Source organism: Devosia sp. ZW T5_3 (assembly GCF_044987315.1).
In the GTDB taxonomy this organism is placed as follows: Bacteria; Pseudomonadota; Alphaproteobacteria; order Rhizobiales; family Devosiaceae; genus Devosia.
Genome location: NZ_JBJDRE010000002.1, coordinates 156,513 through 177,598 on the forward strand (window position 1 = coordinate 156,513; position 21,086 = coordinate 177,598).

A 21,086-nucleotide genomic window follows, 5' to 3' on the forward strand; every position below is an offset into this window, starting at 1 on the left:
AGAGAACGAAGGGCCCGGCACTTTGCGCCAGGCCCGGAACAGATCAGGCTTCGAGCCAGACCTTTTCGGCTACGCGATAGCCAGACAGATCGCCGCCGCCCGGCACATTGGTGAAACCGGCCACCTTGTCGGACGCGCCGGACAGGTTATCGGCGAAGACGGGAATGATCTCGCCGCCCTCGTTCACCAGCTGAAGCTGCAGATCGTGATAGATCTGCTTGCGCTTGGTCTCGTCGAGTTCGACCCGCGCGGCCGCCAGTAGCTTGTCGAAACTCTCGTTCTTCCAGGCCGTTTCATTCCATGGCGCGTCGGACTGGAACACCAGCGAGAGCATGGCATCCGCCGTGGGGCGCACCGACCAATTGGACGCGCAGAATGGGTGCTTGAGCCACACTTCATCCCAATAGCCATCGGAGGGCACGCGATTGACATCGATGGTGATGCCCGCTGCAGCAGCCGCGGTCTGGTAAAGCTGGGCCGCATCGGCGGAGCCGGGAAAACCATTGTCGGAAACCGACAGCGGCAGCGAGCCGGAAAAGCCCGATTTCTTGAAATGGAACGCCGCCTGCTCGGGATCATAAGCGCGCTGTGGAATATCAGCTGCGAAATACGGGTTCCACGAAGCAATCGGATTGTCATTGCCGATGGCCCCGGTGCCGACCAGCAGGCTCTGCTGGATAGCCTCTCGGTCGATGGCATATTTGAGCGCCAGCCGCAGGTCTGGATTATCGAACGGGGCGACATTGGTCAGCATGGGGAAGGTGAACATGGTGTTCTCCTTGGCCCCGTGAATCTTGATCCCCGGCCGCGAGGACAGCAGCCCCACCGTGCGCGGCTCGACGCGGTTGATGATATGGGCCGAGCCGCTGATCAGCGCAGCCACGCGCGCCGTCGTATCGTTCATGGCAATGGTTTCAACCGAATCCACATTGGCGCGGTCGGGATGCCAGTAGTTCGGATTGCGCTTGGTCAGTGCCCGCACGCCGGGCTGGAAGTCTTCAAGGATGAAGGCGCCGGTGCCCACGCCCTTGTCGAAATCGCCGCCATCGGGGCCGATGCCGAAGTGGTAGTCGACCAGCGCATAGGGGAAGTCGGCATTGCCGGCATTGAGCGTAATGGTGACCTCATAGGGCGCGCTGGCGACAATGTCGGTAACCGGGATCAGCTGTCCCTTGCCGCCCGAAGGATTGTCTTCGCCGCGATGGTGGTTGAGCGAATAGACCACGTCGGCAGCGGTCAGCTCCTTGCCATTGTGGAACTGAATGCCCTTCTTGAGCTTGAACACCCAGGCGCTGCCATCGGGCTTGGTCGCTTCCCAGCTTTCGGCCAGGGCGCCCACCAGTTTGCCGCTTTCGTCCAGTTCCAGCACTGTGTTGTAGAGCTGGAAACCGACCGTATAGAGGTAGGCTTCGGTGTAATAGGCCGGGTCCAGGCGATCGGAACTGGACGCCGTGTCGAGCCCCAGGATCAGATGACCGCCTTTTTTCGGCGTGGCCGTCTGCGCCATCGCGCTGGCCGGCAACAGCAGCCCGCTGGCCGCCGCGCCGAGCGTCAGCGCGCCAGCAGACCGCAGAAAGTCACGCCGTGTCGACGCGAACGCGCCAGAGTCGGACCAATTCGTCATAAACCTATCACCCGTGGGAAAAACCGCAGCAGACCAGCGCGGACCTGGTTCTTTCTACTGTTTGTGACAGCCGGGCGCACGGAAACCCATGCTCTTTTGGCAAATGGACGGGAAAAAATGCACTTGTGGGGCAGGGCGGCCTACCACTCCAAAACGATCTTGCCCTTTTCGCCACCAGCGGCCAGCTCGAACGCCTTGGCGTAATCGTCCGCACTCATCCGGCGCGTGATCACCTTGCGGACATCGAGCCCCGATTCCAGCATGGCCAGCATCTTGTGCCAGGTCTCGAACATTTCCCGCCCATAAATGCCGCGCAGCGTGATCATCCGGAACACGATCTTGCCCAGGTCGAAGTTGAACGGCCGTGCGGGCACGCCCAGTAGCGCGATGCGTCCGCCCATCACCATGTGGTCGATCATCTGGTCCAGCGCCGCGGGCGAGCCGCTCATCTCCAGCCCGACATCGAAGCCCTCCTTCATGCCGAGCCTAGACATCACCTCGCGCAGGTCCTCATTGGCGATGTTGACCGGTACGACATCGGCCACTTCCGCCGCTAGTTTCAGCCGCTCGGGATTGACGTCGGTGATCACGACGCGACGCGCGCCCACATGGCGGGCCACGGCGGCGCCCATAATGCCGATCGGACCGGCGCCCGTCACCAGCACGTCTTCGCCCACAATGTCGAAGGCCAACGCCGTATGCACGGCATTGCCGAGCGGATCGAGGATGGCGCCCATTTCGTCATCGATGCCGTCGGGCAGGGAAATGATGTTGAATGCTGGTATTTTCACGAATTCGGCAAAGGCACCCGGCAGGTTGACGCCAATGCCCTTGGTTTCGGGGTCGAGATGGAATTTGCCCGCCCGGCTGGCGCGGCTTTTCATCCCCACCACATGGCCCTCGCCGGACACGCGCTGGCCGACCTTCAGGTTGCGCACATCGGCGCCGATGGCGGCGATTTCGCCGGCATATTCGTGCCCGGTGATCAGGCCCACCGGTACGGTCTTGGCCGCCCATTCATCCCAATTATAGATATGGATATCCGTGCCGCAGATGCCGGTCTTGTGCACCTTCACTAGCACATCCTCCGGCCCGATCTCGGGGATCGGCCGGTCTTCCATCCAGATGCCGCGTTCCGGCCTGGCCTTGACGAGCGCTTTCATCAGATGATCCCCAATTCCCGTCCAGCCTCGGCAAAGGCGCCGATGGCAAAGTCCACATCGTCCTGGGTCAGCGCCGCCGACATCTGGGTGCGAATGCGCGCCTTGCCCTTGGGCACGACCGGGAAAAAGAAGCCCGCAACATAAACGCCGCGCTTGTCGAGCGCCGCGGCCAAATCCTGCGCCTTGCTCGCCTCGCCAAGCATCACCGGAATGATGGGCGTCTCGCCGTCGAGCAGGTCGAACCCGGCTTCGGCAAGCCCAGCGCGGAAGCGCCTCGTATGCGCCATCAGCGTTGCACGCAGATCATCGGCCTTGTCGGCGAGCTCGAGCGCTTTCAACGATCCGGCAGCCACGGCCGGCGCCAGCGCGTTGGAAAAGAGATAGGGCCGCGCCCGCTGCCGCAGCAGGTCGATGGCCTGTTGCGGTCCGGCGATGAAACCGCCCATGGCGCCGCCCAGTGTCTTGCCGAACGTGCCGGTGATGATGTCCACCTCAGCACCCGTCAACGCACCCGTGCCGCGGCCCTTGGGTCCGAGATGCCCGGTGGCGTGGCAATCATCGACCGCGATGATGGCTTCATATTTGTCGGCGAGCGCTCGGATTTCGGCCAGCTTGGCGATATGGCCATCCATCGAGAACACGCCATCGGTGACGATCAGGCGGAAGCGGCTGCCCTCCAACACGGCCAGCTTCAGCTGATCCTCGAGGTCGTCCATGTCGCTGCTGGCGTAGCGGTAGCGCTTGGCCTTGGACAGGCGCACGCCGTCGATGATCGAAGCGTGGTTGAGGGCGTCCGAAATAATGGCATCTTCCGGCCCGAGCAGGCTTTCAAACAGCCCGCCATTGGCATCGAAACACGCGGCGAAGAGGATTGAATCGTCCTTGCCGAGGAATTTTGCGGTGGCCTGCTCAAGCTCGCGATGCAGGTCCAGCGTGCCGCAGATGAAGCGCACCGACGCCATGCCGAAACCATAGTGCTGGATGGCCTCGATCGCGGCGGCAGCAATCTCGGGGTGATCAGCGAGGCCGAGATAATTATTGGCGCATAGATTGACCATTGTACGATCGCCCACCGCGATGCGGCCGCCCTGTGGCCCGGTGATTTGCCGCTCACGCTTGAGCATGCCGGCCTCAGCTATGCCGTCGAGTTCGCCTTGCAGATGCTTGAGAAAACCGGAATCCAATGGAACCTCCTCCTGATGGATATTCCAATATAACGGAATCAATGCCGCAACAATGGAATTCTAGGGCCTAGCGATAGAGCAGAACCAGCAGGCCCGTAGCGGTCTCGGTTCCGGAATTCGAAATGGTGTGCGGCACGTCGGCAGGGTAGCGCGCGGTCTCGCCGCGCTTCACGTCCGCTTCACCCCGGCCGCTCCTGATGACGATGCCGTCGGTCCAGGCCGTAAAATGCTCCACCGCGCCCTTGGCGTGGGCTTCGCTGTCCAGCCGCCCGCCTGCCGCGATCTCGACGGCATACCATTCCGTATGGCCTGCCAATCTTGGCGGGCTCAATATCTTGAGCCGGCACAGCCCGTCTCCGCTCCTGATCTCCGGCGTATGCGGGGCAGGCGTGACTTCAATCACGTCATGTTCATTGGCCGTGGCGCCACCCGCTATAAGGTCGGAAAATTCCAGCCCCAGCGCTTGGGTCAGGCTCCACAGCACCGCGAAAGTGGGATTGGCCTCGCCGCGCTCGATCTGGCTCAGCATCGATTTCGACACCCCAGACATCCCCGCCAGTGCCTCAAGCGTCAACCGTCTGGCCTTGCGCTCGCTCTGGATGACCGGGCCGATCTTTGGGCTAGAACTCACCATCACGCTCCTCGCTATGTTTCCGATATGACGGATATCGAGGCGGCGTGTCCACTATTTTAGTGCCTGGCAGGCGAAGCAATATCACCCTCGCGAACGGGGAAACTGGATCGGATATGCCGATTGAAGAACCGGCCCTTGGAAAAGGCTGCTCGGAAAGCATCATAAATTTCAGCCGGCACGTCCAGATAGTCGTACCGCTTTCCATTCGTCACCAACCAGATCGAGAGTACTCGTGTCTGGGGATCGTACTGGCTCTTTTGAATTATGGTGGATGGCATGGGCTGCTCCTGCAATTGCAACCGGATTGCTCCGGGAAGGTTGCAATCAGGGTGCCCGGCGAGTGCCTGTTGGGCAGCCGGCGACAAGGAGATCGGACCATGCCAGCCCTCGAATTTGTCCCGCCAATGGAAGCACGGCTGGTTTCGGACCTGCCGAAGGAGGAGGGCTGGCAATTCGAGCCCAAATGGGACGGCTTTCGCTGCATTGCGGTCAAGGACGGTGGCGCGGTGGAACTCTGGGGCAAGTCGGGCAAACCGCTGGGGCGCTATTTTCCCGAAATCATAACCCTGGTCCACGGCCTGCCAGCGCAACGCCTGATCCTCGACGGTGAGCTGATCGTGCCCATCGTCGACGTCGCTTCGTTCGATGCCCTGCAGCAGCGCCTGCATCCAGCCGAGAGCCGGGTGCGCAAACTCGCTGCCGCCACGCCGGCAATATTGGTGGTATTCGATCTGCTGCATCAGGGCAGAATGCGTTGGCTCGACCGACCTTTGGCTGACCGCCGGTCGGCCCTTGAGGAGTTCGTAGCAGGCCTGCCGTCCGGCGGCAGGTTGCGCCTCTCACCCGCTACCATCGATCGCGACGCCGCCAAACGCTGGTTCACCGAATTGACCCATGAGCTGGATGGCGTCGTCGCCAAGCGGCTGGACGAGCCCTATGCCAGCGGCGAGCGCGCAATGCTCAAGATCAAGCGCATCCGCACGGCCGATTGCGTCGTCGGCGGCTTCCGCTATGGCACCGGCAGCAAGCTGGTCGGCTCACTATTGCTCGGGCTCTACAACGCGGAAGGGAAGCTCGATCATGTCGGCTTCACCTCGGCCTTCACCAACGAGGACAAACCGGCACTGACCAGAAAACTCGAAGACCTGAAAGGCGGACCCGGCTTTACCGGAAAAGCCCCGGGCGGCCCCAGCCGCTGGTCCACCGAGCGATCCAGCCAATGGGAGCCATTGCGGCTCGAACTGGTTGCTGAAGTCTCCTACGACCAGATCACCGGCGACCGCTTTCGCCACGGCACACGCTTCCTGCGCTGGCGGCCCGACAAGGCGCCACAAAGCTGCACCTTCGATCAACTCGCCGCCCCAATCGCGCCCGACGCTCTCATCAAGGCGGCGCTGAGCGCGGCGTGACCCGCCTGCGTTGCCATTTCGGCAATCGATCGTACGATATTCAGCGCTTTTATCGAACGGCTGACGTGACCATTATGGCTCGGGGAGACCTAAGCCATGACCTATGTGATCACCGAGACCTGCATTGATATCAAGGACGGCGCCTGCGCCTCGGTTTGTCCGGTGGACAGCATCTATGAGGGTGGGCGGATGTTCTACATCCACCCCGACGAGTGCATCAATTGTGGCCTATGCCTGTCGGTCTGTCCGGTCGATGCCGTTTCCTGGGAAGGCGATATCCCCGAAACGAAGAAGGGCTATATCGCCGTAAACCGGGACTTTTTCGGTCCTGAAGTGACCAATATGGGCTCGCCCGGCGGTTGGGAGAAATCGCGCTCGACGGCGCTCGACCACCCGGTCGTGGCCGCTCACCAGCCCCAATCGGCATAATAGCGGCGGGTCGCCTCGACCAAGATCCGAACCTTGTCCCGCTCCGCCAAAAGCCGCGACCGATCCAGTAGCGCCTGTTGCCGCAATTCACGTCGGGCCGCCTCATAGTCCACCCGCACCAACTTGCCATCTTCGATGACACTTTGACCCGCCACGCTCATGGCGACCACGTGCCGCCCGGTCGCCCGCGTCAGGATCACCGCAGCGGGATCGAGGTCGTCGAACATGGCATCGGCCAGTAGCGCCGCTCTGTCCAGTTCGACTTTATCGCCGTCGCCTGATAGCCCAAGCACGGTTCGACCGGCGGCAAAAACCCGATCCAGGGTTTCCTGCGGCGTCAGCTCAGGCTCAAGCCCATCGCCGTCATGCAGCAGGTGGAACAGCCGCAACTCGCGCCACCAGTCCTGGTCATCATCAAGCCCGGTGCCGTCGAGTCCAACCGCGACCGCAAGCCCCGCGCGCCGCGCTTCCGCCACCGGCGCAATGCCCGAGCGCAGTCGCAGATTGGCGGATGGATTGGACACCAGCTGCACGCCCCGCTCGATCATCAAGCCATATTCATCCGGCCGCAATTGCACCCCATGCGCGACGCTGAGGCGCGGCGAGAGAAACCCGATTTCATCAAGAAAAGTCAGCACTCCCTGGGGAAAGCGACGGTCCAACCAACGCCGCTGCCGGGGGCTCTCCAGCAGATGCATATGAATGCGCAGGCCCGTCTCCGCCGACAGGTCCGCGATCGCCTTGAGCGGTGCGTCCGAACACCATTGCGGCCCGATCGGTCCCAATTGCACATTGACCATATCGCTCGAGCAAGTTTCGACGATAGCCCGCACCGACGCAAGCTGCTCCTCGATCGGCCGATAGCGCGGCGCCGTTGCGCCGACCAGTTCCCACTCATCCGCCGACATATGGGCCCGCAACCGCTCCGGCCCGCCGTCATAGGCCCAGGCGTCGAAATCGAGCAAAGGACAGCTCAGCCCCAGCCTGATGCCCACGTCGCCCGCCGCCCTGCAGACCGCCCGTGCCTCTTCCACCAGGCGGTCGGCATTGAGCGAATTGTGGCAATGCATCGTCGCGCCCACGCCCTGCCGGGCAAGGCGGGCAAAGCCGACCAGCGCCTCAAGGTAGGGATCGGTGCGCGGCCGCAACCGCATATGTGGAATCCAGGGCTCCAGCGCATCGTCCAATGCGCCGAAATCGAGCGTCCTGATGCCATAGCCGTGGTCATGCGCATTGATGGGCGCCGGCATGATCCAGCGCCCGTTATCCCCACGCTCGATGCGCGCGGCCATTACAGCGCTGCACGCGGATCTTTGCGGGCGAGGCGTTGCAGCAGATACTCGATCTCGGCCTTGGCGGCGGCGGTGAGGCTGCTGCCGGGTTTGCGCTGGGCATCGCTGGCAATGGCGCCACGCTTCTGCAGCACATATTTGCGCACCGCCAGCCCCACGCCCTGTTGCTGCTCATAACGCATCAGCGGCAAATGGGCGTCGAACAGGTCATGGGCCGCATCGCGCTCGCCGCGCTGCTGCATGCTGACCACATCAATCAGCATGTCGGGGAAGGCATAACCCGTCATCGCGCCATCGGCGCCGCGTTCCATTTCGAAATCGAGGAACAGACCGCCATTGCCACACAGGATCGAGATGTCCCGCATTTCGCCGGCCTTCTGGAAGCCGCGCAGCTTACTGATCTTTTCCAGCCCCGGCCAGTCCTCGTGCTTGAGCATGACGCAGGAGGCATGATTGTTGACGATGGTGCGGATGACATTGGGCGTCATCACCACGGTCAGCGTCAGCGGATAATCCTGAATGACGAACGGAATGTCCTCGCCAATGGCTTCCACCGCCTGCGCATAATAGGTGATGATCTGCTCGTCGGTGCGCAGGGCAGGCGGCGGCGCGATCATGACGCCGGCGGCGCCGAGGTCCATCACATTGCGCGCCAGCGAGCGCATGGCGGCAAAGCCGGGCGCCGACACGCCAACAATGACCGGCACACCGGCCCGGCCCACCACCTGCCGGGTGATCTGCAGCGATTCCTCGGGCTCGAGCTTGGGCGCCTCGCCCATAATGCCCAGAATGGTGAGCCCCGTCGCGCCGGACTGCACATAGAAGTCGGTCAGCCTGTCGACCGAAGCGGTGTCGAGTGCGCCATCGGGTTGGAAGGGCGTGGCGGCGATGGCGTAGACGCCATTGGTTTGCGGGGACAGGGACATGGACATTCCTCGGATAGTGGTGCGGCGCAGTATCCACACATATCGCTGCTGGTAAAACTGTCTTCCCATATCTTGAGACGATAGCTAATGTTTATTGATGGACACGCAATTCCTTGAAACCTTCGTCTGCGTCGTCGAGCAGGGCTCGATGGCGGAGGCAGCGCGTCGCCTCGGCATCACCGCCGCTGCGGTTGGCCAGAGAATGCGTGCCCTGGAAACCGAGATCGGCGTGCCATTGGTGGCGCGGGCCGGCCGGCGCGTTAGTCCCACCAGCGCCGGCGCCGCACTGGTTGAGCCGGCACGGCGCATCCTGGGCGAGGTCGCCAATCTGCAGATCGCGGCGCAGCCCGATCAGCCCGCCGGCCGCCTCACGCTGGGCTGCATCAGCACGGCCCTGACCGGCATGATGCCCACGACGCTGCTCGGCCTGCGCCAATCGGCGCCCCGGCTCGAACTGGTCCTGGCGCCCGGCGCGAGCCCCGATCTGTTCGACCGGGTCCGCACCCGGGAGCTCGATGCGGCCATTGTCGTGCAGCCGCCTTTCGTCATGCCCAAATCCATGCAGTGGCAAACCATCCGCCGCGAGCCGCTTGTGCTGCTGGCGCATCGCGAACTGGCCGCCCGCAGCATTGCCGATCTGCTGAGCACCCAGCCCTTCCTGCGCTATAATAGAGCCAGCTGGGGCGGACGCCTTGTCGATATCTATCTTCGCCGCACCGGCATCGTGCCGCGTGACTTGGTGGAGCTCGACGCCCTCGAAGCCATTGCGGTGATGGTCGATCAGGGCCTGGGCGTCGGCATCGTGCCCGATTGGCCAAAGCCTTGGCCCAATTGTCCCAACATCGTCGCGCTGCCGCTCGAAGAGATCACCGCCAAGCGCAATGTCGGCCTGGTCTGGCGCCGCGGTACGCCGCGTCAGCGTCTCGTACAAGCGCTGCTCGAAGCCGTGACAGCGCGCTAATCCCCGACCGAAGCAGAAATTGCTCCGAGCGTTGCCTTTTCGGCAATTAAAACCACGAATTTTTGAACTTCTTGAGAACGGCATCCTGAGCCATCATCGGTGACGTCGCGATGACAACCCGGAGAGGGAAAGCCGGGGACACTGCAACAGGGAACGCAGCTCATGTCCATTTTTACGATGAATCGTCGCCGTTTTGTGCTTGGCACCGCCGCGCTGGGGGGCATGGCCGCCACCCATAGCCTGATCGGCGTGCAGGCGGGTCTGGCACAGGATGTCGCCAAGGTGCGGATGCAGCTCGGCTGGCTCGCCTCCAACGGCATTCTGGGTGAAGTCGCCGCCATCAAGAAGGGCTTCTTTGCCGAGGAAGGCGTCGAGCTCGAAATCGTTCCCGGCGGTCCCAATATCGATGGCGTTGCCGGCGTCGCTGCCGGCCAGTCGCAATTGGGCCTGACTTCTTCCAGCCCGGCCATCATGCTGGCGCGCTCGGCCGGCATTCCCATCAAGGCATTCCTCGCGGGTTACCAGAAGCACCCCTTCTCCTATTTTTCGCTGGGCAAGAACCCGATCCGCACGCCGCAGGACATGATCGGCAAGACGGTCGCCACCCAGCCCTCCGCCGTCATCCTGCTGCGCGCGCTGCTGGCCGCCAATGGCATTGCCGAGGATCAGGTCACCATCGTCAATATGGGCGCGGACATGAACCAGCTCCTCACCGGCCAGGCCGATGTGGTGACCGGCTGGAACACCAATGTCGAAGCCATGCAGATCCTTGGCCCCGATGCCGTCGAGCTGATGCTGTGGGATGCGGGGCTGCAGCTCTACGCCAATGTCTATTTCGCCACCGACGACCAGATCGCCAATCATGGCGACGTGCTCGCCCGTTTCACCCGGGCCGCCGCCAAGGGCTGGGCCTATGTGCGCGACAACCACGAAGAGGGCGTGGACATGCTGGTGGAAGCCTATCCCAACATGCAGCGCGCACCCGAGCTGCTGGCGGTCGAGGCGGTGTCCAATTATTCCTTCGGTGAAACCACCAAGGCCGATGGCTGGGGCACCATGAGCCGGGCGCTCTGGGAAGCACAGATCAAGACTTACGCCGATCTGGGGCAATTCTCCGGCACTGTGCCCACGCTCGACGACATCGTCACCTTCTCGGTGCTCGACGCCACTGTCGATGCGCGCAAGGCGGTGAGCTGACCATGTTGGCAGCTCTGGAACAGAATTTGGAAACGGGCGCAACCCATCCCGCAATCTCGATCCGAAACGTCTCCGTGCGGTTCGGCGAGGGCAGGGGCGAAGTCACCGCGCTGTCCGACGTATCGCTCGACATTCCCGAAGGCGGCTTCGTCACCATGTTGGGGCCCTCGGGCTGCGGCAAATCCACCTTGCTGCGGGCCATAGCCGATCTGGTGCCGACCAGCGGCGGCGATATTTCGGTGCTGGGCCGCTCGCCCCGGCAAGCCCGCGAAGGCCGCGATTTCGCCTTCGTTTTCCAGGACGCCACCTTGCTGCCCTGGCGCAGCGTCATCGACAATGTGCGATTGCCGATCGAGGTCGGCAAGAAAAACGGCGCCAGCTTTGATGACCCGCACAAGTTGCTGGCCATGGTGGGCCTGGCCGGGCGTGAAAACGCTTTGCCGCACGAGCTTTCCGGCGGCATGCGCCAGCGCGTCGCCATTGCCCGGGCGCTGGTGACAAGACCGCGCATCCTGTTGATGGACGAGCCATTCGGCGCGCTGGACGAAATCACCCGCGACAAGCTCAACGAAGAACTGCTGCGCATCTGGCAGGAGACGGGCACCACGATTGTCTTCGTGACCCATTCCATCCCGGAGGCCGCGTTTCTGGGCCAGCACGTGCTGATGCTCAAGGCGCATCCGGGCCGGGTCAAGGACTTCATGAAGGTCGATTTCCCGACCGGCCGCTCTTTGGCCATTCGCGACACCGTCGAATTCATCACCGTCACCGCGCGCCTGCGCTCGATGCTGGAGGAATGTCTATGACCGACGCACTCTCCAACCCCGCCGCGAGCGGCGTTGAGCCGAACGAAGGCTTCATCCATCGCTTCGGCGAAGGTCTGCAGCGCAGCATGCCGGTCATTCTCACCGCAACCGGCCTGCTCATAGTCTGGCAGGTGGGCGTAACCGTCTTCAACGTACCCACCTTCATGGCGCCCAGTCCCACGGCCATTGCCGTGGCACTTTACGAAAATGCCGGCACGCTCTGGCGCAATGTCCAGCCCACCATGCTCGAAGCCGCGCTGGGCTTTGTGTTCGGCAACCTCTTTGCCATCCTGTTGGCCATCTGGTTCGTGCATAGCCCCACGGCAGAGCGGGCGGTCTATCCGCTGGCGGTCTTCGTCAAGGCCATCCCGATTATCGCACTGGCACCGATCCTGGTGCTCATCTTCGGCAATGGCCTCACCCCCAAGATCATCATTGCGGCGCTGATCTGCTTTTTCCCAACGCTGGTGAACATGGTCCAGGGACTCAAGTCCGCCAGCCCAGCGATGCTGGACCTGATGCGGGTGCTCTCCGCTAGTCCCAATGAGGTCCTTTGGAAGGTGCGCATTCCGGCCTCTCTGCCGTTCCTCTTCGCAGCTCTGCGCATTGCCGCAACCAGCTGCGTCATGGGTGCCATCGTGGCCGAATGGATCGGGTCCACCTATGGGCTGGGGGCGCTCATTATCGACGCCACCTTCAATTTCCGCTCGGCATTGCTCTACGCCACCGTGGTGATCGCGGCATTGCTTGCCGTGCTCCTGTTCTCACTCGTTTCATTGGCGGAAAGCCGCATCGTCCGGTGGAAGCCGGCCGCGTCCGAATAGGCGCGAGGAGGAATTTACATCATGCAATCCCCAATCGTTTTGCCGTCCCGGCAGGTCAATGTCGTGGATCGGTCGGATGTCGTCGTCGTCGGTGGCGGCCCAGCCGGCATCTCGGCGGCCATTTCGGCAGCCCGCAACGGCGCCAGCGTGACCCTGCTGGAGCGCTACCCCTATGTCGGTGGCCTTGCAGCCGGCGGCATGGTTCTGGTGCTCGATGACATGATCAATGGCGCCGAAATCACCGTCAAAGGCATCTGCGTCGAGATGATCGAGCGCATGGAGCGCAAGGGTCTGGCCGTGGTGCCGAGCGAGAATGATCGCACCATCGAATTCCGCGATACGCCGGAAGCCTGGCAACGCTGGGCGCGCTGGGGCCTGTTCGATTTTCACGTCCAGAGCAATCCCAATCCGCACCCGGTCTGTTATGCCGCCGCCTTCGATCCCGACGCCTTCAAGCAAACCTCCTACGACCTGCTGACCGACGCCAAGGTCAAGATCCGCCTCCATAGCTGGTTCTCCTCGGCCATTGTCGAAGACGGCCGGATCACCGGCGTGGTCTGCCAGACCAAGGCGGGGCTCGAGGCCATCATGGGCAGTGTCGTCATCGACACGACTGGCGACCTCGACGTCGCCGCCAGTGCAGGCGCCGCTCATACCAGTTCGGATTTCATCCTCACCACCGTCTCCCGCTGGGGTGGGGTGGACACTGACGCAGCCGAGCGCTTTGAGCGCGAGGAGCCGGAGAAGTTCAAGGCACTCGATCACGAAGCCAAGCGACTGATCGGCGGGTGCTGGTCCTTCTGGTGGCTCAAGACGCCGCTGCCGGGCATTGTCTGGCTCAATTGCCCGCATATGCCCAAACTCAGCGGCATGAAGGTGGAAGACCTCACGACCGCCGAACTCGAGGGCAGGGCCCGCATCGGCCGCCTGCTGGATTTCGCCCGCGAAAACATGCCGGGCTTCGAAAAATCCTATGTGGTGGACTTCGCGCCGCAGACCGGCGTGCGCCAGACGCGCCTGCTCGAAGGCGCCTATGTCGTCAGCAAGGACGACGTGATGCATCGCCGGCACTTCGAGGACACGGTCTGCCGCGGCCGCGATTACTACACGCCCTATCGCTCCATGCTGCCCAAGGAAATCGACCAGCTCATCGTCGCCGGCCGCCACTATTCGGCAACGCCGCAGGCGCAGAAGTCGAGCCGGGAAATCCCGCCCTGCATGGCCATGGGCGAAGCTGCCGGCGTTGCTGCCGTGGTCTCGCTCAATGCCGGCGTCACGGCGCGAAATGCCGACATCGCCGAAATCCGCCAGCGCCTGCGCGCCCAGGGCGCCGATCCCGGCGACATTCCCTCCGCCAACGCGCTCTTTCTGGAGGCTGCAGAATGAGTTCCCTTCCGCTCGATGGCATTCGCGTTGTGGATTTCACCCAGGTCATGCTCGGCCCGTGCTGCACGCAAATGCTGGCCGACTACGGCGCCGAGGTGATCAAGGTCGAAAAGGCCAAGATTGGTGACCTCTCGCGCTGGTCGCTGGGCTCGGACCCGGACGGGCTCAACAATCCCGTCTTCACCTCGCTCAACCGCAACAAGAAGAGCCTGGCGCTGGACCTCAAGACCCCGGAAGCCCGCGCCGCCGTCCTCGAATTGCTGCGCAGTGCCGATGTGGTCGTCAACAATTTCCGGCCTGGCGTCATGGAACGCATGGGCTTTGGCTATGACGATCTCAAGCAGATCAACAAACGGCTGGTCTACGCGGTCGGCACCGGCTTTGGCCTCGAAGGCCCTTATCGCCACAAGGGCGGCCAGGACACATTGGCCCAGGCCCTGACCGGGGTGATGGAGCGCAAATCCGACAATACCCACCCCACGGCCGTCTATTCGACGACGCTGGCCGATTATTCGGCCGGCATGCACCTGGTGCAGGGTATCCTGCTGGCGCTGTTGCATCGCGATCGCACCGGTGAGGGTCAGCAGGTCGCCGTGAGCCTCTACAGCTCGCTCATCGCCATGCAGATGCAGGAAGGCACCATGCATCTGATGCGCAACAAGGAATTGAACTGGTCGGCTTTCCCGCTGACTGGCGTGTTTGAAACCACCGACGGCGCGCTCGTCATGGTCGGCGCCTTCAAAACCAATCCCCTGCAGGATATCTGCACCGCTTTGGGTATCGAAGACCTGTCGCAAAAGCCCGAGCACAAGGATTTCGACGCCCAAATGGCCACGCGCCCAGCGCTGCAAGCCGTATTCCGCCAGCATTTCGCAACCAATACCACAGCACATTGGCTCAAGCGCCTAGAAGACGTGGATATTCTCTGCTCAGAAGTGCGTTCGCTCCCCGAGGCATTGGCCGACGAGCAGACCCTGATCAACAAGCTGATCCTCGATGTGGGCGAGACACCAGCCGGCCCCGTGCGGGTCATCGGTTCGCCCATCGACATGTCCAATGCGTCAGTCTCCATCCGCCTCAAGCCGCCCACCCTGGGCGAGCACAATGAAGCAATCCTCGCCGAGCTGAAGCAGGAAGCGGCCGAATGAGCGTTGATTATAGCGTCGCCGACCGCGTTGCCCGCGTCACCCTCAACCGGCCGGAGCGGATGAACGCGGTCGATCCGGCCACCGAAGCCGAACTCGAAAAGGTGTGGTTCGATATCGAGGGCCGCACCGACATCAGCTGCGTGGTGCTGACCGGCGCCGGTGAAAAGGCCTTCTGCACCGGCGCCGATCTCAAGGGCGGTGACAACGGCATCGAGAAATCTGGCCTGCAATATTGGGCGCAAAGCCATCCGCACGGTTTCGGCGGCATTGCCTATCGCAAGAGCATGGACGTGCCGCTGATCGCCCGGGTTAACGGTTTTGCCCTGGGCGGCGGCTTCGAGATGGTGCTGGGCTGCGACATCGTCATCGCAGCCGACACTGCCAAATTCGGCCTGCCCGAAGCCCGCGTCGGCCGCATGCCCCTCGAAGGCGGCATGATCCAGCTGCAGCGCAAGATACCGCACAATCTGGCCATGGGCGTCATGCTGACCGGCAAGCGCTTCACCGCCGCCGAAATCGCCGCCTATGGCCTGATCAACGAAGTGGTGCCCCTGGCCGAGCTCGACGCCGCCGTGCAGCGCTGGGTCGCGGACATCGTCGCCTGCGCGCCGCTCTCGCTTCGCGCCATCAAGCAGACGGTCAATCGCACTGCCCACCTGCCGCCGGCCGAGGCACAGGCACTGCGCACCCCGGCACTGATTGCCGCTCTGGTCAGCGAGGATGCCGACGAGGGCGTGCGGGCCTTCCAGGAAAAGCGCCCGCCGGTGTGGCAGGGCCGCTAGCGCATTTCCCGCGCCATGCTAGGACTAGGTGAGCGAAACGTTCTTTCACGACAGGCCCGCCATGCATGCCAGCATCCTGCGCTACTTTGCCGAGGTGGCGCGCTCCGGTTCGATCCGCAAGGCGTCGGAGGAATTGCACGTCGCAACCTCGGCCCTCAGCCGGCAGATCAAGAAGCTCGAGGACGAATTGGGCACGCCCCTGTTCGAGCGCTTTTCCGATGGCCTGCGCCTGACCCATGCCGGGGAAATCGTGCTGCGGCACGCCACCGAGACGCTGCGCCACTTCGATCTGATGCGATCCGAAATCGGAGAAATGCGCGGCAAGCGCACCGGGCGCGTGCACATTGCCTGCCTCGATAGCCTGGGTATTCAGTTCCTGCCGGAATTCGTGCGCCGGTTTCACCAGCAGCATCCGGCGATAGATTTCCGTATTCGTACAGAGAGTTACAACACGATCTTCAAGCTGCTCGCCGAGGGCGATTGCGATATCGGCATCACCTTCGATCTGGCCCGGCCGCCTGATATCGACGTGGTCACCGGCGTGCGCATGCCGCTGCGCGCCATCGTGGCCTCTAGCCATCCGCTTGCCCGGCAGGCCAGCGTCACCCTGCAGGAATGTGCGCAGTTCCGCCTCCTGCTCCAGCTCGATCATGAGGTGATGAGTTCGATCATCGCCTGGGAGCTGGGTTCGCTCGATCGCGTCAGCCGCACCTTTGTGGCCACCAACAGCCAGATGATGCTGAAACCCCTCATCCTGTCTGGCGACGGCGTTGCCTTTTTCACCTGCATCGGCCTGCTCAAGGAGTTGGAGGAGGGCCTGGTCAAGGCCGTCCCCATTGCCGGGCTGCGCCTTAGTCCGCTGGAAATGGCCGTAGTCACTCCCGCCCGCCGCCAATTGACCGGCGCTACCCTGCTCGTTGCCGAGCAACTCGCCCTCGATTTGCAGCGCTTCGCCGCCCGCATCTACGCCGTGGCCCCGGTAGAAGGCACATAGCCTAGCGCTTGCCAGCCATGACCCAGACGGGACCGGCGGCCGATCCATAGATAGTCGGCAGGTCCGTGACGGCGGGAAGGTCCGCATTGTGGCCAGCAGAGAGGTCGGCGAGCACCATGACTTCGTCGGCACCGAATCGGCAGCGGAATGCCAGCACATCCGGGCCGCAATCCACGGCTTCATAGCTGCCTTCGCTGAACAGCGCGGGCAACCGGCGGCGCAACTGCAACAAGCTCTGCGTCAGGATCAGCTTGTCATCCCGTCCGGACACCGGCTGCGCCAGCCGCAGGGCCAGCGGAGCAAAATCCAGCGGCCGCCGATTGTCCGGGTCGACAAAGCTCTGCTCCCAATCCTCCGCGCCGCGATAGATGTCGGGTACGCCCGGTATCGTCAGCTTGAGCGCCGCCTGGATCAGCGCCTTACGTTGGCCGATCTGGCGCAAGGGCGCGCTAATCGCGTGAAAGCTGGCGAGAAAACGCTCATCGGCCATCGCCCGTTCGACAAAGCCCGTCACCGCGGCCTCATAGGCGGTGTCATTGACACCCCAATCGCTGCGCAGCCGGGCCTCCCGCAGCGATTTGACCATGGCGCCCTGCAGGCGCGCGCGGAGATCGTCGGCCTCGCCCGAAACCGGCCAGCCGCCGAGCAGCAGCTGGAAGAACAGATAAACGTCATTGGGATGAATGGCGTCGCAGCCATCGACCGCCAGCATGGCCCGCCATTCCGCTACCGCCTTGGCCCACAGGTCCGGCGCATCCGCAATGGCGGCGATAATGGCGCGGATATCCTCGCCACGCTTGCTGTCATGCGTCGAGGTCGTCAGCATCGAGATGGGGTGACTGGCCTGGCGCCGCCGATTGCTGTCGTGGAATGCAGCGACGGACAGCGTGAATCGGTCCGGATGCGCGCCCACGTCATTGAGCGCAACGAGGCGGTTATAGCGATAGAGCGCCGTGTCTTCAAAACCCTTGGCCATGACCGGCCCGCAATATTGCTGGAACTTGCCCACCGCCCGCGCAATTGCCTTGGGGTCATAGGCTGCGCCCAGCGTTCCACACAGCACGGCCCCCACGAAGTCGAACAGCATGGGCTGGATCTGCTTTTGCTGCCGCCGCGCCCGAGCAACCGCATAGCCGATCTCGCGCAGGTCGCGCGCCGTCATACCAGTGTGGTCGGCATAGCTGCGATAGACCTGCAATTGGGCGATGATTTCGCGCAGGGCCCGCCGCAGGCCCGCTTCGCTCAAGTCGGCCGTAGCCGTCTCCGACCATGCAATAGCGGCAAAATACCGGGCCAACGCGGCCAATTCTGCGGCCAGCTCATTGTCCATGACGCGCAGCTTGCAGCGGTAAACCTCCTCATGCAGCGGCGTCACCTCGCCAACGAAAGCCGCGTAATTTTGGCTCACCGCCGGCTCGCCCGCACCACGCGTCAAGACTCGGATCAATTGCGCACCGACCTCATAGCCGGTGGTGCCATCGATCGGCCAATCCGCCCGCAGCGCTTCATGCGGCGCAAGGATTTTTTCGACCACCAGATAGATCGGGCGTGGACAGCGCGCGCGCAGCGTTTCCAGATATCCCTTGGGGTCCAGCAGGCCATCGATATGGTCGATGCGCAGGCCATCAACCAGGCCCTTCTCGATCAGCGAAAAGATCAGCGCATGCACATGCGCGAACACGTCGGGGCGCTCGACGCGAATACCCGCCAGGTCACTATTGACGAAGAAGCGCCGGTAATTGATCTCGTCGGCCCCGGTCGAGAAATGCACCAGCCGCCAATGCTGCGTCGCGATCAGGCTATCGAGCGCCGACCAGCTTTCGGCATGGCCGGCCTGACCGGTATGGGTGGTGATGACCGCACCGGCGCTGCCATGGCGTTGCAGCAGCGCGCTGGCGTCCTCCGGCCGGATCGGCAGCTTGTCGCCATCGTGTGCCCAGACGGCAAAACCCTCCCCATCAGGTTTGAGCCGCAGATAGCCGGCAGCAAGGCTCTCGGCATAGGTCGCGCCAAGAAAGGGCACCAGCAATTTGCCTTCCATACCCGGTCGGGCCGAATGCCAATTGATGTCGAACCAGTCGGCATAGTGGCTGGCCGGCCCATGCTTGAGCACATCGAGCCAGAGCGCGTTATCGGCCCCGCCCACCCCCATGTGATTGGGCACGAAATCGAGAATGATGCCCATGCCGCGCGTCTGTAGCGCCCGCGCCAGCCTGCGGAAATCTTCGAGCGAACCAAGCTCGGGATTGAGCTGGCCATGATCGACCGTGTCATAGCCATGCGTGCTGCCGGGCCGGGCCTTGAGCACGGGCGAGAGGTAGGCGTGGCTAACACCCAGATCGTCGAGATAAGGCACCAACGCCCTGGCATCGGCAAAGGTGAAGTCCTTGTTGAGCTGCAGCCGGTAGGTGGCGCGGGGCGCGATCACGATCGGGGCTCGCTGCGCAGCACCAGGGCGCAATCGCTGGGCAAGATCCAGAATTTTTCGGGATCGAGCGGCCGCCGGCCAGCGCCGTCATAATCGGGATGCTCACTCGACCAGGCCACCTGCCAGCGATGCCCATCGGCCGGGGCCAGCAAGGGTTCGGCGATTACACCAATCTGCAAATCCCGCCCCAGATTGAGCAGGAGCAGGCGATGTCCGCTGGGGTCAGGCGTGAAATAGCGGATCAGCACGGCAGCGTCCCCGATCACCGCGCCATCGATCCGCCTTTCACCGGCCTGCGAGAAGGCGGGGTCATCGCGCCGCATACGCAGCAAGTCGCGATGCAGGGCGAGAATGCCGGCATGGCGTTCGGCCCCCGCCCAGTCGAGCTTGCTGGCCTCAAACGTTGCGGGGTCCGCCGGATCGGGCAGCCGCTCCTGCATTACCGGGTCGGCAACGCCGGGAAAATTGGTCAGCGATTTTCGCCGCCCCTCGGCCACGGCGCGGGCATCGTCGCCGCTGACACCGCAGAAATAGAGGAATGGATTAGGGGCCCCGAATTCCTGTCCCTGGAACAGGCATGGCGTCTGTGGCCCCAGCAGTAACAGGCTGGTTACGGCACGCAGCCGGGCCGGGGACATCAGGCTCGACAGCCGGAAGCCCCGCGCCGAATTGGCTACCTGGTCGTGGTTTTCGAGGAAATGCACGAAATGCTCCGGCGGCGTCGCCAGATTATAGGTGCCATAGGCCTTGTCGCGCATGTCCGAGCGCTGGCCCTGATAGAGGAAGCCATATTTGACCGCCGAGACCAGTTCCTGAGGCGTGCCCAGATAATCGCGATAGTAGAAGTCGTTGTGCCCTGTCGCCGCGACCCGTACGGCATGCTGGAAATCATCGCTGACCATGGCATCCATGCCATGCCCGCCCCGTTCGGGCGGATCGATCATCCGGTGTTCCTGCGGTTGATTCTCCACCACGACATAGGTCGCCCGGCCGCCGGCGGCCGCCCGTACCGACCGGGTGATCTCGGCCAGGATATGCTCCTCGCTCGCGTCGAACATGGCCTGTGCCGCGTCGATCCGCAGTCCGTCAAGGTGAAAATCCCTGATCCAATAGACCGGATTGCCGGTGACAAAATCGCGAACGGCGCGCGAGCCTTCCCCATCGTAGTTGAAGCTCGCGCCCCACTCATTCTCGTAACGGGTGGTGAAATAGTGCTCGCTATAGGCACGATAGTGGTCACCAATCCCGACATGATTGTAGACGACGTCGAGAATGACGCCGATGCCGCAGGCATGCGCCGCATCGACAAAGGCCCGCATGTCATCCGGCGCGCCATAAGGCGCGAATGGCGCATAGGGCAGGGTGGTGTCATAGCCCCAGCCGAACTGCCCCTTGAACGTGCCCACCGGCATCACCTGCACAATGGTGACGCCCAGGTCTTGCAGCGCCGCTAGCCGGCTTGCCGCCGCTCGCCAGGTACCTTGCCGGGTGAAGGCGCCGATATGCAATTCATACAGCACCTGGTCGCGCCGTTCGACGCCGGTCCAACCGGCATCGCTCCAGGCAAAATCGTTGGCGACGACCACGGACGGGCCGTCATTGCCCTCCGGCTGGCAGCGCGATGCCAGATCGGGCACGCGCGGCCCATTATCGATGCGGAACCAATAGCGGGCACCAACGCCGACATTGGGAATTTCGGCGCTGAAATAGCCGTCGCCAACAGGGTCCAGGTCGAACGTTCCGACGCCCTCGATCTCCACTGCGGCCGCGTCATGGCCCAAGGCCCAGAGCGAGAAACGGGTGCCGCCACCAAACGGCACGGCGCCAAGAGCGTCAGGTCGAAACATCTATAAAGCCAATCCGTTGGGGCGACGGACAGAACGGAACCCGGCCAGCTTT

19 protein-coding genes are annotated in these 21,086 nt (G+C 63.1%); 10 read left to right on the forward strand and 9 right to left on the reverse strand.

The genetic code is table 11. The features are described 5' to 3' along the window. Window positions 1–43: 43 nt before the first annotated feature. The 5 genes from ACI3KW_RS03230 to ACI3KW_RS03250 form a co-directional block, all read right to left on the reverse strand. Window positions 44–1,624 carry an ABC transporter substrate-binding protein gene (locus tag ACI3KW_RS03230; protein WP_404846908.1) on the reverse strand — a complete coding sequence of 527 codons (1,581 nt, stop codon included), beginning with the start codon at window positions 1,622–1,624 and terminating at the stop codon, window positions 44–46. 140 nt (window positions 1,625–1,764) lie between these two features. Next, entirely contained in the window at window positions 1,765–2,787 is a 1,023-nt protein-coding gene (gene tdh / locus ACI3KW_RS03235; RefSeq protein WP_404846909.1) for an L-threonine 3-dehydrogenase, read from the reverse strand. After that, a complete protein-coding gene (locus ACI3KW_RS03240; RefSeq protein WP_404846910.1) occupies window positions 2,787–3,971 on the reverse strand; it encodes a glycine C-acetyltransferase in 1,185 nt (394 codons plus the stop codon). The genes tdh and ACI3KW_RS03240 overlap by 1 nt, the downstream gene beginning before the upstream one ends. A 67-nt stretch (window positions 3,972–4,038) precedes the next feature. After that, on the reverse strand, window positions 4,039–4,605 hold the full coding sequence (locus ACI3KW_RS03245; protein ID WP_404846911.1) for a helix-turn-helix domain-containing protein: 567 nt from the start codon (window positions 4,603–4,605) through the stop codon (window positions 4,039–4,041). Between the two features lie 56 nt (window positions 4,606–4,661). After that, on the reverse strand, window positions 4,662–4,883 hold the full coding sequence (locus tag ACI3KW_RS03250) for a KTSC domain-containing protein (protein WP_404846912.1): 222 nt from the start codon (window positions 4,881–4,883) through the stop codon (window positions 4,662–4,664). A gap of 99 nt (window positions 4,884–4,982) precedes the next feature. Here ACI3KW_RS03250 and ACI3KW_RS03255 point away from each other — a divergent pair, with 99 nt between their 5' ends. Next, window positions 4,983–6,014 (forward strand): ATP-dependent DNA ligase, encoded by a 1,032-nt coding sequence (locus tag ACI3KW_RS03255; protein ID WP_404846913.1) that lies wholly within the window; start codon window positions 4,983–4,985, stop codon window positions 6,012–6,014. 96 nt (window positions 6,015–6,110) lie between these two features. Continuing rightward, complete coding sequence (fdxA, locus tag ACI3KW_RS03260; RefSeq protein ID WP_404846914.1) at window positions 6,111–6,443, forward strand: ferredoxin; 333 nt, start codon at window positions 6,111–6,113, stop codon at window positions 6,441–6,443. Here fdxA and ACI3KW_RS03265 read toward each other — a convergent pair. Together ACI3KW_RS03265 and ACI3KW_RS03270 are read right to left on the reverse strand one after the other, a co-directional pair. Continuing rightward, complete coding sequence (locus ACI3KW_RS03265; RefSeq protein ID WP_404846915.1) at window positions 6,422–7,735, reverse strand: amidohydrolase family protein; 1,314 nt, start codon at window positions 7,733–7,735, stop codon at window positions 6,422–6,424. The two genes, fdxA and ACI3KW_RS03265, sit on opposite strands and share 22 nt — an antisense overlap. After that, a complete protein-coding gene (locus tag ACI3KW_RS03270; protein WP_404846916.1) occupies window positions 7,735–8,661 on the reverse strand; it encodes a dihydrodipicolinate synthase family protein in 927 nt (308 codons plus the stop codon). Before ACI3KW_RS03270 ends, ACI3KW_RS03265 begins: the two co-directional genes overlap by 1 nt. Window positions 8,662–8,758: 97 nt before the next feature. Here ACI3KW_RS03270 and ACI3KW_RS03275 point away from each other — a divergent pair, with 97 nt between their 5' ends. The 8 genes from ACI3KW_RS03275 (at window position 8,759) to ACI3KW_RS03310 (ending at window position 16,759) form a co-directional block, all read left to right on the forward strand. After that, window positions 8,759–9,622, forward strand: a complete 864-nt coding sequence (locus tag ACI3KW_RS03275) for a LysR family transcriptional regulator (protein WP_404846917.1) — start codon at window positions 8,759–8,761, stop codon at window positions 9,620–9,622. A 162-nt stretch (window positions 9,623–9,784) separates the two neighbouring features. After that, window positions 9,785–10,819: an ABC transporter substrate-binding protein gene (locus tag ACI3KW_RS03280; RefSeq protein WP_404846918.1), complete on the forward strand. Its 1,035-nt coding sequence runs from the start codon at window positions 9,785–9,787 to the stop codon at window positions 10,817–10,819. Window positions 10,820–10,821: 2 nt separating this feature from the next. Beyond that, on the forward strand, window positions 10,822–11,625 hold the full coding sequence (locus ACI3KW_RS03285) for an ABC transporter ATP-binding protein (protein WP_404846919.1): 804 nt from the start codon (window positions 10,822–10,824) through the stop codon (window positions 11,623–11,625). 86 nt (window positions 11,626–11,711) lie between these two features. Continuing rightward, the gene (locus tag ACI3KW_RS03290; protein ID WP_404847040.1) at window positions 11,712–12,449 is read left to right on the forward strand and encodes an ABC transporter permease; all 738 of its coding nucleotides are present in this window, start codon (window positions 11,712–11,714) and stop codon (window positions 12,447–12,449) included. Window positions 12,450–12,470: 21 nt separating this feature from the next. Next, window positions 12,471–13,835, forward strand: a complete 1,365-nt coding sequence (locus tag ACI3KW_RS03295; protein WP_404846920.1) for an FAD-dependent oxidoreductase — start codon at window positions 12,471–12,473, stop codon at window positions 13,833–13,835. Continuing rightward, on the forward strand, window positions 13,832–14,983 hold the full coding sequence (locus ACI3KW_RS03300) for a CaiB/BaiF CoA transferase family protein (RefSeq protein WP_404846921.1): 1,152 nt from the start codon (window positions 13,832–13,834) through the stop codon (window positions 14,981–14,983). The genes ACI3KW_RS03295 and ACI3KW_RS03300 overlap by 4 nt, the downstream gene beginning before the upstream one ends. Then, window positions 14,980–15,765, forward strand: coding sequence for an enoyl-CoA hydratase-related protein (locus ACI3KW_RS03305; protein WP_404846922.1), 786 nt, complete (start codon window positions 14,980–14,982; stop codon window positions 15,763–15,765). The genes ACI3KW_RS03300 and ACI3KW_RS03305 overlap by 4 nt, the downstream gene beginning before the upstream one ends. A 61-nt stretch (window positions 15,766–15,826) precedes the next feature. Further along, complete coding sequence (locus ACI3KW_RS03310) at window positions 15,827–16,759, forward strand: LysR family transcriptional regulator (protein ID WP_404847041.1); 933 nt, start codon at window positions 15,827–15,829, stop codon at window positions 16,757–16,759. Between the two features lies 1 nt (window position 16,760). On the opposite strand, the gene treY is transcribed toward ACI3KW_RS03310, so the two are convergent. Further along, complete coding sequence (treY, locus tag ACI3KW_RS03315) at window positions 16,761–19,187, reverse strand: malto-oligosyltrehalose synthase (RefSeq protein ID WP_404846923.1); 2,427 nt, start codon at window positions 19,185–19,187, stop codon at window positions 16,761–16,763. Beyond that, window positions 19,184–21,034: a malto-oligosyltrehalose trehalohydrolase gene (gene treZ, locus ACI3KW_RS03320; protein ID WP_404846924.1), complete on the reverse strand. Its 1,851-nt coding sequence runs from the start codon at window positions 21,032–21,034 to the stop codon at window positions 19,184–19,186. Before treZ ends, treY begins: the two co-directional genes overlap by 4 nt. Between the last annotated feature and the right edge of the window lie 52 nt (window positions 21,035–21,086).